The organism is Pigmentiphaga sp. (assembly GCF_033795525.1).
Classification (GTDB): Bacteria; Pseudomonadota; Gammaproteobacteria; order Burkholderiales; family Burkholderiaceae_B; genus Pigmentiphaga.
This window is the reverse complement of record NZ_JARYGM010000017.1, coordinates 24259-36840: the sequence shown is the minus strand read 5'-3', so window position 1 is coordinate 36840 and position 12582 is coordinate 24259. Positions and strand designations below refer to the sequence as shown.

Annotated in this window: 13 protein-coding genes and 1 pseudogene; 11 read left to right on the top strand and 3 right to left on the bottom strand. The window is 61.5% G+C overall.

All coding sequences use genetic code 11. The features are described 5' to 3' along the window. From QHC78_RS20630 to QHC78_RS20610, 5 genes and pseudogenes are all read left to right on the top strand, one after another. A partial coding sequence (locus QHC78_RS20630) for an integrase core domain-containing protein (RefSeq protein ID WP_319747962.1) occupies positions 1 to 489 on the top strand: 489 nt, incomplete at its 5' end. A 14-nt stretch (positions 490 to 503) separates the two neighbouring features. Further along, positions 504 to 1064 (top strand): annotated as a pseudogene (locus QHC78_RS20625) (DUF932 domain-containing protein); the annotation flags it as partial. A 97-nt stretch (positions 1065 to 1161) separates the two neighbouring features. Continuing rightward, positions 1162 to 2151, top strand: coding sequence for a YqaJ viral recombinase family nuclease (locus QHC78_RS20620; RefSeq protein ID WP_319747960.1), 990 nt, complete (start codon positions 1162 to 1164; stop codon positions 2149 to 2151). Positions 2152 to 2179: 28 nt separating this feature from the next. Next, positions 2180 to 3070, top strand: a complete 891-nt coding sequence (locus QHC78_RS20615; protein WP_319747958.1) for a recombination directionality factor — start codon at positions 2180 to 2182, stop codon at positions 3068 to 3070. Between the two features lie 69 nt (positions 3071 to 3139). After that, positions 3140 to 3463, top strand: a complete 324-nt coding sequence (locus QHC78_RS20610) for a hypothetical protein (protein ID WP_319747956.1) — start codon at positions 3140 to 3142, stop codon at positions 3461 to 3463. Between the two features lie 54 nt (positions 3464 to 3517). On the opposite strand, the gene QHC78_RS20605 is transcribed toward QHC78_RS20610, so the two are convergent. Then, entirely contained in the window at positions 3518 to 3868 is a 351-nt protein-coding gene (locus tag QHC78_RS20605) for a helix-turn-helix domain-containing protein (protein WP_319747955.1), read from the bottom strand. Positions 3869 to 4009: 141 nt separating this feature from the next. Between QHC78_RS20605 and QHC78_RS20600 the strand changes: the two genes are divergently transcribed. From QHC78_RS20600 to QHC78_RS20585, 4 genes are all read left to right on the top strand, one after another. Then, positions 4010 to 4171, top strand: coding sequence for a hypothetical protein (locus QHC78_RS20600; protein ID WP_181952749.1), 162 nt, complete (start codon positions 4010 to 4012; stop codon positions 4169 to 4171). A gap of 3 nt (positions 4172 to 4174) precedes the next feature. Next, positions 4175 to 4378, top strand: a complete 204-nt coding sequence (locus tag QHC78_RS20595) for a hypothetical protein (protein ID WP_319747951.1) — start codon at positions 4175 to 4177, stop codon at positions 4376 to 4378. 32 nt (positions 4379 to 4410) lie between these two features. After that, positions 4411 to 4908, top strand: coding sequence for a hypothetical protein (locus tag QHC78_RS20590; protein ID WP_319747949.1), 498 nt, complete (start codon positions 4411 to 4413; stop codon positions 4906 to 4908). 447 nt (positions 4909 to 5355) lie between these two features. Continuing rightward, the gene (locus tag QHC78_RS20585) at positions 5356 to 7368 is read left to right on the top strand and encodes an ATP-binding protein (RefSeq protein WP_319747947.1); all 2013 of its coding nucleotides are present in this window, start codon (positions 5356 to 5358) and stop codon (positions 7366 to 7368) included. A 600-nt stretch (positions 7369 to 7968) separates the two neighbouring features. Here QHC78_RS20585 and QHC78_RS20580 read toward each other — a convergent pair. Next, complete coding sequence (locus QHC78_RS20580) at positions 7969 to 9519, bottom strand: UbiD family decarboxylase (RefSeq protein ID WP_319747945.1); 1551 nt, start codon at positions 9517 to 9519, stop codon at positions 7969 to 7971. Positions 9520 to 9677: 158 nt separating this feature from the next. Here QHC78_RS20580 and QHC78_RS20575 point away from each other — a divergent pair, with 158 nt between their 5' ends. Next, a complete protein-coding gene (locus QHC78_RS20575) occupies positions 9678 to 10670 on the top strand; it encodes a Bug family tripartite tricarboxylate transporter substrate binding protein (RefSeq protein ID WP_319747943.1) in 993 nt (330 codons plus the stop codon). Between the two features lie 51 nt (positions 10671 to 10721). On the opposite strand, the gene QHC78_RS20570 is transcribed toward QHC78_RS20575, so the two are convergent. Continuing rightward, on the bottom strand, positions 10722 to 11615 hold the full coding sequence (locus QHC78_RS20570) for a LysR family transcriptional regulator (RefSeq protein ID WP_319747941.1): 894 nt from the start codon (positions 11613 to 11615) through the stop codon (positions 10722 to 10724). Between the two features lie 107 nt (positions 11616 to 11722). Here QHC78_RS20570 and QHC78_RS20565 point away from each other — a divergent pair, with 107 nt between their 5' ends. Next, complete coding sequence (locus QHC78_RS20565; protein WP_319747939.1) at positions 11723 to 12580, top strand: fumarylacetoacetate hydrolase family protein; 858 nt, start codon at positions 11723 to 11725, stop codon at positions 12578 to 12580. The last annotated feature ends 2 nt before the right edge of the window (positions 12581 to 12582 follow it).

Sequence of the window (12582 nt, the reverse complement as noted above, 5' to 3'; positions counted from 1 at the left end):
TTTGACGCATGCGCCAACGGCCAGCAGATTAAATGCCTGACGCTAGTCGATGAGTACACGCGGGAGTGCCTGGCCATTGATGTGGCCGGGTCGATCCGTTCGCGCAGAGTGATCGAGATACTGGCCCGCCTGATTAGCGACCGCGGGGCACCGCGCTACCTGCGCTCGGACAATGGCCCGGAATTCGTCTCGCATGCCTTGCTGCAATGGATTGTGGATCAGGGCATCGAGACAGCGTTGATCGACCCAGGCAAGCCCTGGCAGAACGGCACGACAGAGAGTTTTAACGGTAAGCTGCGCGACGAGTGCCTGAACATGGAGTGGTTCCGCAACCGGACCGAGGCACGCATCGTGATTGAGGACTGGCGCCAGCATTACAACACCGTCAGGCCGCACTCCAGTCTAGGCTATTTGACACCGCAGCAGGCCGCCCAGGTCGCTGCATCAAGATTACCAACCGAAGCTAGATTCCAAATCCCAGTGGTGTGAAAAATCCGAGCAGGTCAAATGGCTACCTGCTGCTCGCCACGGCCTGCGACGGCACCCTGGCGACCACGGCGCAATTCACGTCCGTGCGCGTAGTTTGCAACAACACCTTGGCCATTGCCCTGGGCGACGGCGCGGGCGCGGTCAAGGTCGGCCACCGCAGCCAGTTCGACCCGCAGGCCGTCAAGCGCCAGCTCGGCATCGCCATCTCGTCCTGGGACGCCTTCCTCGCCCGCATGAAGGCCCTGGCCGAATGCAAGGTGAAGGACGATGCCGTTGAAGCCTTCCTCAAGCGGGTGCTGACCTACCCGGTCAACCCGCAGGCCGATGGCATCCCCACCGCCGTCAATGATCGGGCCATGAAGACCGTGCAGGAGCTTTATGCCGGTCGCGGCAAGGGCTCGGAGATGGCCTCGGCCTCCGGCACGGCTTGGGGACTGCTCAACAGCATTACCGAGTACATCGACCACCACCGCCGCGCCCGTTCCAACAACCACCGTTTGGACGCGGCCTGGTTTGGCGCGGGCGCCGCCATCAAGCAGAAGGCCTGGGACGAAGCCTTGCGATTGGTGGCGTGAACCAGCACCGCAGGCTTTTCGACCCCATCCCACATCCCCCATGAAGCCCGGCAGCGCCCACGCGCTGGCCGGGTTTCTTCATTCTGGAGGTTTCATCATGGCTTTACCGAAACGAAAGTGTGAAAACCGGCCTGCCCTGCGCCTGATCGATACCCGCAAGATCAAGCGCGCCGATTGGTTGGAAGTGCGCAAGACCGGCATTGGCGGCTCCGACGCCGCCGCGGCCGTGGGCCTGAGTCCGTACAAGTCACAACTCGAACTCTGGATGGAGAAGACCGGACGCGACGCCGGCCTGCCCCAGCCCGACCCGGACGACACGACCCATCCGGTGTACTGGGGCACCATGCTGGAGCCTATCGTGGCGGCTTCCTACACCAAGCAGACGGGCAACAAGGTGCGCAAGGTCAACGCCGTCCTGCAACACCCGCAATTCCCCTTCATGCTCGCCAACCTGGACCGCGAAGTCGTCGGCTCGCCCCTGGTACAGATCCTGGAATGCAAGACGGCGGGGGAGTTCGGCGCGAAGCTCTGGCAAGACGGCGTGCCAGAGTACGTGCAGCTCCAAGTCCAGCACCAACTTGCCGTCACGGGCAAGCAGGCCGCGCATGTGGCCGTGCTCATCTGCGGCCAGCGGCTGGAAGTCCACCGCATCCAGCGCGACGAGGACCTGATCTCGCGCCTCATCACCCTGGAAGCCCGTTTCTGGGAGTACGTCACCCGCGACACCCCGCCGCCTGCCGACGGCTCCGAATCGGCGGACCGCGCCCTGCGCGTGCTGTACCCGGGCCATTCCAGCGCGGTGGATTTCAGCGACGACAGGAACCTGTCTGCCACCTTCGCCGACCTGGTCAATGTCAAGGCCGACATCAAGGCCAAGGAAGCCCTGGCAGAAACGCTCAAGCAGCAATTGCAGCAAGCGATGGGCGATGCGTCTGAGGCGCGGTTCGAGACAGGGCGAGTGCTGTTTCGGCGCAGCCAGGACAGCACGACGATCAACACCGATCTGCTGCTCTTGAATCATCCCGAGCTGGTGGCGGAATACGCCATCACCAAACCCGGCACCCGTCGATTCCTGATCCGGAATTGACCATGCTCAACCCTTACAGGAGAACACCATGCTCAAGGGCCTGGCGATCACCCCGCCCGTGGTTGGGCGGATTTCCATTGGCCGGGTGGTCGAGAAGAACGGCAAGCGGCTTCCCGAGAAGGACGACCAGTTCACCATCACCTCCCAAGTGCAGACCCGCGACGGCTGGCTGCTGCACCCCCAAGACGAGGTGCAGCGCAAGCTGCGAGGCGGCGACAAGCTGCGCGCCATCGACATCCTGCTGCCTTTCAACGACCCCGACCTGAACCTGCGGGCCGAGTATTCCTACTTCGACCGGGAGGACGGAAGGCCTATTTGCGTGGGTGACGGCGAAACGTGTCGGCGCGATACCGACGACGGTATGCAGACGCTGCCTTGTTACACCCCGGATAGCTGCGGCTTTCACAACCGGGAGTGCAAGCCCTACGGGCGGCTGTACGCCATCATCGGCCTGGACCAGCTTGGCTGCTTCGTGCTGAGGACGACCTCCTATAACTCGATCCGGACACTGGCGGCGCGCATGCGCTACTACCACGCGGTCTCGGGCGGGCTGCTGGCCTGCATGCCGTTGGAACTGCGCCTGCGCGGCAAGTCCACCACGCAGAGCTACCGTACCCCGATCTACTACGTGGACCTGATCCCGGCCAACGGCATGACGCTGGAAGAGGCGATCAAGGAAGCGCGGGAACTGGACGAGCGGCGCAAGGCGGCGGGCTTTGACCAGGCGGCGCTCGATGAGGCCGCTCGCCAGGGCTTTGCCAATGGGGCGTTCGAGGAGTCGGTGGAGGACGTGCCTGCGGTGGTGGAGGAGTTCTTTCCGGATCAGCCCGCGTCGGCGGTCAAGGAGGTTCCCGTCATGCCGCCAGCCAAGGCGAGCCTTGCCGCCAAACTCAAGGCCAAGACAGGAGAGGCACCCTGATGCCTCCCTTTGCCCAAACCCCAAGGCCCAGCGCAACCCGCTGGGCTTTCGTCTTTTTGGAGAACCACCATGTCACATGGCATTGAAAACCCCAGGCCAGGGCAGCGCCTCTACCCAGGAAAGGTGCTCATCACCGAGGCAGCCACGTTCGCGCTGGAGGCAGCGGGCGTGGAAGGCGTCTGGCTGCTGGCCCGGCACATTCATGGCGACTGGGGCGACATCCCGCCCGAGGATGTGCTGCAAAACGAGTTGGCCCTGCTACTTGGTCTGCGCGTCCAGTCCCGCTACGGAATCACGGAGGGAACGGCCATCTGGATCACCACCGAGGCCAACCGGGCCACGACCACCATCATCCTCGTGGAAGGTGCGTGGGCAGCATCGGACAGCGGCTAGCCTGCTGCCGGGCTGGCCCTTAGGTGGCGGCAAGCCGAAGGCGCAACGTGGTTGCTACTTCCCCTTGCCCAGGCGGCTAGCCAGGGTTTCGACAATGTCCACCACCATCGCCCGGTCGGCGCTGCTCATCCGGGCGAGCAACTGCGCCAGGTGATGGGCCTGGTCGGAAGCTCGGGAACTCGTCTCCGTGACGAGATCAGCAATATTGCAGCCGAAGATCTCGGCCAGCTCTCCCAGGCGCACCACGGTGGGCAGCGCCACCCCGCGCTCCATGCGCGATACGGCTTCCACGCCGATGCCCAGGCGCTCGGCCACCTGTTCCTGGGTCAACCCGCAGGCCCCACGGCGCTTCGCAATGGCCCGGCCCACCCTCTCGGCCAAGCGCCTTTCCTCTGTTCCTGGCATACGCCCTCCAATTCCGACTGGAATGGTTGGGCATCAGCTTTTTGGGATGAAGTGCTTTTTAGGTTGTTATTCGACCTATTGAGTTGATATTCCTGTGCTTACATTCCCCGCGTTCACCCTGAAAATGAAAACTCGCCACCTATGAAAGCGTTCCCCCTGCTCATCCTCTGGTTTCTCTTGGCCATCGTCGTCGGCCTCGCCGCCAAGTCCTCCGGCCGCAGCTTCCTGCTCTGGCTGCTCATCTCACTGGTGGCCTCTCCGATCCTGGGCTTCCTGCTCCTGCACGCCACAAAGGGGAAGTAGGCCGTGATCGTCGTCCTGCCTCTCTTCATTGCCTATATGGCTATGTTCGCCGTCGTCGGCATCAAGGCAAAGCGCATGGGCCGCAGCGCCCTGTGGTGGCTTTTCCTGTCGCTGGTCCTCACCCCGATCATTACCTTCATCATGCTGCGCGGCGATGCGGTGAAGGCGCGGAGGATTCAGGAAAAGGCCGACGCCCTCAAGAATTGACCCTCCCTTTCACTCACATGGAAGTACCGATCATGAAAATCCAACAAGTCTTGCTTGCCATCGGTTTGGCTGGCGTTTGTGCGTCGTCGTTCGCGGACGAAGCGCCCTTCGATGTCTCGCTGTATACCGAGCAGGGCGTTCCCATCGTCCTGCTTGAATCCGTGACCAACGAGGTCGTGCTGACCGACTTCAACGTGAACCGGGGCAACTGCAAGAACGTCAAGCTGGGCGGCATCTACCCCTTGCCCCTGACCTTCAAGTTCGGGGACGGCGTCAAGCTCTTCGCGCACATGTGCAGCGTAAAGGAGGTCACCGTGGTCACGAACCTGGGGACTTATGCCTATTCGTTCGGACGAACGGCGGGATCGTCAGCCGCGCAGGCACAGCCGGCGCCGGCGCGGTCCTCTGCCGGCAGCAAGGGCCAAGCCTGTCTGGACGCCAGAATCGATGAGGCTCAACGCGTCGGCTATGCCATCCGGTATGACGTGATGAATGAGTGGCGGGAGGAGTGTGGGCTGCCGCCGGATTGATGGGAGAGCCCCAGGCAAGCTGTAGGCTGTTGGCAGAGTGCCGGGGGTTCCCGGCACTCTGCGAAAGTCAATTTTTTTGTCTCAGGGTGGCCATCAGGCTTAGCCAGGGCCGGCCGACGGAGGATGGTTTCGAACCGGCAACTTCTTGCAGACAGGCTCGCTGCCGGGGGCGGAGATGTCCACGTGGCAAACGTCTCTTGGCAAGGACCGCCTCCGGCCTGGAGCGGGCAATGACAGCTTTCTGGAACTGCCAGTTCAGGCTGGGGTAAGTCGTTGACTGCCGATGCCCTGGTGGCCTTCTGGCTGAGAACCGCCGCCTCAAGGTCGCCTCCACTTACCTAGTGTTATTCAAAGTCAGGGACATAGGTTTGCGGCGCCGCAGACAGTAGAATGCTGCGATACAAAGCGACACGGTAGGCAGCCCCGGACAATAAGATTGGAGAACGCATGGCGGCAGAACAGTATCCAGTTGAGGTGCAATCGGACTTTCTCGAGAAGATCACGCGTGCTCGCCCCATCCCGGCGTTGGCTGAACTGATCTGGAACGCGTTTGATGCCGACGCGACAACTGTCGACGTCTCGTTCGAGTACAACGACCTAGGGGCACTGGATGCCATCGTCGTCAAAGACAATGGAGAAGGCATCGCCCGTACAGATGCGCCCGGCTTTTTTCGCTTCCTCGGTGGCTCCTGGAAAAAGTCCAAATCACAAACCGTGTCCGGCCGGTTTCTTCATGGGCAGGAAGGTCGTGGGCGTTTCAAGGCATTCGCTCTTGGCAACGTCGCCGAATGGGCGGTGGTCTACCGTCGGGATGGCAAGCTCTGGTCCTACACTATCCGCATGACTGCGTTCGACATCCGTCATGTCAACGTGAGTGACGAGGTGCAGGTTAATGGCGATGCGCAATCGGGGGTGACGCTTACCATCCGTGAACCCACCAAGGAGTTCCGAACGTTTACGTCGGACGAAGGTCGTCAGGAGTTGACCGAGATCTTCGCGCTATATCTGGCAGACTATGAGGAGAACACGGAGATCTTACTGGACGGTCGATCCATCAACCCCGCATCGGCCATTGCCGGTCGCAAGAACTTCAACTTGGACGATATTGAAATCGACGGTAAAGAGCACTGGGTGCGTTTGCATGTTGTCGAGTGGAAAGCCGCAGGCAACCGCACGCTATACCTTTGCAACCAGCAACGTTTCCCGCTCTTGCAGGTAGACCGTCGCTTCCACATCGGTAATTTCACGTTCTCTGGCTACCTATACTCGCCGTATTTCGACCTCGCACAGAAGGAGGGGACGGTCGATCTCGCGGAAATGCAAACTGCAGTCGTTGACGCCATTACGCAGGCGCAACAAATGATCAAGGATCACTTCCGCACCCGAGCGGCGGAGCAGGCTAGAACGGTCGTGGAGGAGTGGAAGAGCGAAGAGGTCTACCCGTTCGCGGGCGACCCGGTGACAGCAGTCGAAAAGGTCGAACGTCAGGTGTTCGACATCGTGGCTGTTAACGTGGCGCGGCACCTGCCAGACTTCAGTACGACGCAAAGCAAGAATAAGGCGTTTCAACTTCGAATGCTGCGTCAGGCGATCGAGCGTAGCCCGGAGGACTTGCAGGTCATTCTGGACGAGGTGCTTCGACTGCCGAAACGGCAACAGCAAGAACTGGCGCAACTTCTGCGGGACACGACGCTCTCTTCGATTATCGGAGCTGCGAAGGTGGTCTCGGACCGCTTGAAGTTCCTCAACGGTTTGGAGGCCGTGCTCTTCGACCCGGAGCCCAAGAAGCGCCTGAAAGAACGATCACAGTTACATCGCATCATCGCTCAGAACTGCTGGCTTTTTGGAGAAGAGTTCGGCTTGTCAGTGGATGACCAGTCGCTGACCCAGGTTCTTGTTGAGCACAAGAAGATGCTGGATCCGAAGATCATGATCGACGAGCCAGTGAAGCACATTTCACAGACGCGGGGCATCGTGGATCTTATGCTTTCGAGGGCGACGAAGCAGCACCGGGCGAACCGTCTGTCGCACCTCGTCGTCGAGCTGAAAGCGCCGAAGGTACCCATCGGTTCGGACGAGGTGACGCAGATTCAGGGCTACGCGTTTTCCGTGATGGAGGACCCGCGTTTCTCCAAAGTCGGGGTGACGTGGGCGTTTTGGGTGATCAGCGACGAACTAAAACCCTATACTGAGCATTTGGTGAGGGACGAAACCGGTCTGATTCTGGAAAAGCCAAACGTCAACATCTATGCGAAGACATGGGCACAGGTGCTCGACGAAAATCGTGCGCGGTTGAAGTTCTTCCAGGACCATCTAGACGTTCAGGTTGATCGTGACGCATCGCTCAAATACTTGCAGCAGCGTTACGCAGACTACCTCGAAGGCGTGTTCGAGATTGAAGATTCGGACGCGGAATCGGAGGTAGACGCAGCGCCGGAAGCCGATGCAGCTTCGGCCTGAGCTCATGCCAACTCGTGTTCGGCGTTACGGCGTTCGGAAAGCGTGTCAATCATCGGTTGAAACTCTTCCGGTCGCTCAATGTAGGTGCGGACGCAACTTCCGAGAGCTGGCAATCCGCCGCAAGGCAGGCATTGGTTAGCGAGACTCCAGCGACAGCAATGGGTCGGGAGCGGTCATTCTGCTACAACGTGCAGAACGGTCCCAACGGCTCGAAAGTGAGAGTCAACGATACGTTTTGTGACTGGGGAAAGCTCCCAGGGCAGGTTACGGGCTGCTTGCAGAACGCAGTCCCCTCGGTACTCTCATGAGACATCTTTTTGGGTTCAGCATAGAGCGCGTTATCTCATCCCGCCCGGTATCAGCACGTCTGCTCTTTGCGTCCAAATCCGTCCAAGAGAAGCCAAGTCTTTGAGGGGTAGTTTTGGGGGTATGCGTTCATACGAAAAACCGCAAAACCCAGGTTTTATGCGGCTTTCACGCAACAATAGGAATGACACCCTCCCGCCAGTCATTGCAATGACCCCTTGATTTCATGATCAAGGGGCTTTTTATTGCCACGATCAAACCGACAAAACAATCGCTCCTTCACCCGACCCGCTATCACCCAAACCGATACCGCCCCTGCTCATCACGCACAATCGCGCGCCGCGAGGCAATATCTTCCAGCCCGCGGACCAGCTCACGCCCATCTCGCGTTCCCACAGCCGCCATGAGCTCCGCAAAAAACTTGGGCCCGCTCTCCAGCGCAGCCTCCAGGGAAGCATGGCTCGACGCCCCGAACCTCGGGGGATGCGGAACTTCATGCTCGATGGGGCGCCTGGCTCCCGGCGCCAGCCATGGCAGCGTCAAGTCGAATCCAGCCTTGTCGGTGGTGCGCGAACCTTCCAATGAAGGATCCAATGGAACGGTCCTCAACCCGCTTTGGACGACCAAGTCCCGGCTCGCCTGGAAACGCGTCGCCAGCGCCCACTCCATCTGGGCGTCGGAATAGATATCGATGTCCGGATCGACGACGAACACGTTCTTGACATTGCCCAGGCAGGCGAATGCGGCCGCGATGGCATTGCGGGCTTCGCCGGGGACGCGCTGCTGCAACGCGATACGGACGTTGAACGATCCGCCCGCGGCGGGGGGCGCGTAGACCGCCCGCACTTCGCGCACGGCAGACTCGAGCGCTTTCCAGACGAGGATCTCCGTTCGCAGGGAGCACAGCTGCGCCGTATCCGTGCATTGCATGCTCGGCCCCCCGATGGAGGAGGTTTGAAAGATGGCGTCCCGGCGATGGGTGATCGCGGTCAAATGGAAGAGGGGATTGCGTTTTACCGCTCCGTAGTAACCGAGGAACTCGCCGAAAGGACCTTCGGGTTCCACATGGCCGCGCTCGTCGAAATAGCCTTCGAGGATGAACTGGGCATCGGCGGGCACCATCAGATCGTTGGTCACGCACTTGACGACGCCCAAAGGCTGGGCCCGCAAAGCCGCGATAAGCGCCAGCTCGTCGCCGGGAAAGCGCAGCGTGGCGGCGAGTTGGTCGATGGGATGACTGCCGATGGCGAATGCCACCGGCGTGCGCTCGCCTCGTTCCGCGCGTGCCAGGTAGATGGCGCGCAAATCGGAAGGCGCGACCAGGTCCACGCCCGCCGACCGGCGGCCGCGCAGCATGAGGCGGCGCATGCCTACGTTCGTATGCCCGGCGAAGGGGTCGTGGACGAAGTCGACCGACGCGGATATGTACGGCGCGCCGTCGAATTCGTGCTGCAGGTGCACCGGCAAGGCGGTCAAGTCGCATTCGTCGCCGGTCAGCACCACCTCCTGGACCGGGGCGTGCGCACGCGGCACTTCCACCAGCTCGCCTGGCTGGCGCAGCCGCGCGAGCACCTCGGACAGCACCTTGTCCGCCGTGGTTCCGAAGGCGGCGGCCAGGCGGGCTCGGCTGCCTGCGACATTGCCGCACAAGGCGAAGGGGCTCCCTTCGATGTTTTCGAACCATGCCGCGCGCGGATTGCCCTCCAGGCACGCGGCGATATCGGCAAGCGCGACAGGTGCGGCATGCCGTTCCAGGTCGTTGTCGGACAACGACGCAAGAAAGGTACGCAGGCCGAATCGTTGTAGGTCAGGGCTGCTCTTTGACCCAGAAAGGGACGCGCTCATATCTCTCCTCCTTGCCACGATGAAATATTTGTAAGAGTTCTTTATATAAAATATGCTTATATTAGTCTCGGCAACAAAGAAACGCCACGGTCAACCATAGATGGCGGTGTAACCACGACGCGCATGAAGCGCCCGCTTTGCCCCTAGGAGGAGACAACATGAAGACACGCTTTGGAACAAGGGCCAGGACCTGGCTGGCCCTGGCTGCCGCGGTGCTGGCGCCGGCCGCCGCGCCCGCCCAGGACCAGGCCGACCGGTACCCGGACCGCATGATCAAGATCATCGTGCCGTATACGCCGGGCGGCCTGGTGGATACGTTCACCCGCAGCTTGGCCGAAGACATGGCCAGCCGGCTGGGGCAACCCGTCGTCGTGGAGAACCGCCCCGGCGCCAACCAGGCCATAGGGGCCAATGTCGCCGCCCGCGCCGCGCCCGACGGCTACACCTTGTTCGTCAGTTCGCAAACCGGAATGATCCTGAACCCGCTGACGACCAAGGGGCTGCTCGTCGATCCGGCGAAGGATTTCACGCCTATCGCCACGATGTTCTCCACCCCTTTCTATCTCGTGGTCAATAGTTCCGTTCCGGTAAAAACCGTCCAGGAACTGGTCGCGCTAGCTAAATCCAAACCTGGCAAGCTCACCTACGGTTCTTTGGGCCGCGGCGGCACCCACCATCTGGCGGGCGAAATATTCACGCGCCGAACCGGCACGAATATCCTGCATGTGCCGTACAAGGGCAGTGCTCAGGCCATGAACGATTTGCTGGGAGGCCAGATCGATATGATGTTCGAAGGCGGAACCTCGACGCTTCCCTATGTGCAGGCCGGCCGGCTGCGCGCCCTGGCCTCCACCGGCCCGACGCGGAGCGAGGCCATGCCCGATCTGCCGGCGCTGAACGAGATCATCCCCGGGTTCTCGATGACGGTCTGGATCGGCCTGGTTGCGCCGAGCGGCATACCTCAGCCGATCGCGGACAAGCTCAACGCCGCCGTGCAGGCCATGCTGAAATTGCCTTCCACGCACGAGAAATTCGCGCCTGTCGGCATAGAAATGATGCCTGGCTCGCAAGCCGATTTCGCGCGGTTGATCCAATCCGATATCCCGACTTGGTCCAAGATCGTTCAGGACGCGGGAATAGAACCCCAGTAGAAGCAGCCCAGGCGCGCCTTGCGTAGGCGCCCCTTCGGCCCATGAAAGTGCTCAATCGCGAAACACGTCCACCACTACCGACCGCAGCCAGCGGCAAGCCGCGTCCCGGTGATACCGGTCGTGCCAGTACTGACGCACGAGGTAAGAGGGCAGGTCGATGGGCACTTCGAGGAATTTGATCGAACCATGGGCTGAAATCAATTCGGCCAGGTGAATCGGGGCAAGCGCGATAAAGTCCGTCTTGGCGATGATCTCCTCCAGCGCCAGGAACGACGGCACCCATAGGGCGATCTGGCGGGTGACCCCGGCATCTTCGATGGCCTTGTCGAGCATCCAGTGCGCCGTGCCGGACGTCATGACGGCAACGTGCTTTTCATTCAGGAATTGCGCCCGGGTAAGCTTGCGCCCGATACGCGGGTGTCCGCTGCGCATCAGGCAAACGTAATGCTCGGAGAACAGCTTCTGCTGGTGAAAGCCCGCCTGCATGTTGAGCGTAAACCCCATTGCCAGGGCGGCTTCGCCTGATTCCAGTTTCCTGGGGGTATCCTCGTCCAGGTCCCTGACCTCGATGCGGACGTTGGGCGCGATCTGGCTGAGACGGTTGAGCAGTTTGGGCAACACCACCATTTGCCCGGTGTTGGTCATGCAAATCCTGAAGATCCGGTCGGAGGAGGCCGGCTCGAACCCGGGCTCTTGCCCCGCCGTGCCGCTGAACAGCGCGAGTGCCGCCTGGACGGCCGGGACCAGCGCGGCCGCGCGCGGAGTCGGCTGCATGCCGGCCGAGGTGCGCACGAAGAGCGGGTCGCGAAAGTGTTCCCGCAGCCGGCCCAGCCGGATGCTGACCGATGGCTGGCTCAGGCCCAGCGCGTCCGCCGTGGCGGATACGGCACCTGTTTTCGCCAACGCGTCCAGCAGCGCCAAGTCTTTCAGGTCGAGTTTGCTCATGTCTCCAAATTTGTATTTTTCAATGGACTATATAGAGCCCGGATAATTGACGCAATATGACGGCAACCCTAAAGTGGGCTGGACTTCAAGGACACGAGGAGACATCGATGCAGCTCTGCCGTTTTAACGAAGGTCGCCTGGGCGTCGTCCAGGGCGCGCAAGTCCGGGATGTGACCGAGGCCCTGGACGAGCTTCCGGCATACCGATACCCGCTGCCGGGCTTCGATCCGCTGGTTGCGCACCTGGGGGAGGTCATGGCCACGGCGCGCCAGTTGTTGCCCACAGCGAAGGTGCTTGCGCTCGACGAGATCGACCTCCTGGCGCCTGTCGCGAACCCGGGCAAGATCATCGCTGCGCCGGTGAATTATCTGAAGCACTTGGCCGAAGCGCGAGAGGATGCGGAGATCCACCACCGCAACCAGGTGGGCGAGATCCAGCGTGTGGGGCTGTTCCTGAAAGCGACGAGTTCACTGGTCGGCCCGTCGCAAGGCGTGGCGCTCAAGCACCTGGATCGCCGGAATGACCACGAGGCCGAAGTAGTCGTGGTGATCGGCAAGGAGGGCAGGGATATCCCGGCGGCTCGCGCGGCCGAGTACATCGCCGGGTATTGCGTCGGACTGGATATGACGACGCGAGGCCCGGAGGAGCGCAGCCTTCGCAAGTCCATCGACACCTATTCGGTCCTCGGGCCTTGGCTGACCACCGCGGACGAGGTGCCGTCGGACAACGGGCTGGGCTTCAGTCTCAAGGTCAATGGCGAAGTGCGCCAGCAGGCGAACACCCGCGACCTGGTGCTGGGCATACCGGCGCTGATCGAAATGGCTTCGTCCTTCTATACCCTGTACCCGGGCGACCTGTTGTATACGGGCACGCCCGAAGGCGTCGGGCCGGTGCATCCGGGCGACGTCATCGACGTTGCGGTCGAGGGCCTGGGTGCCATGCAAGTGCAGGTTCGCGCGGCATAGCG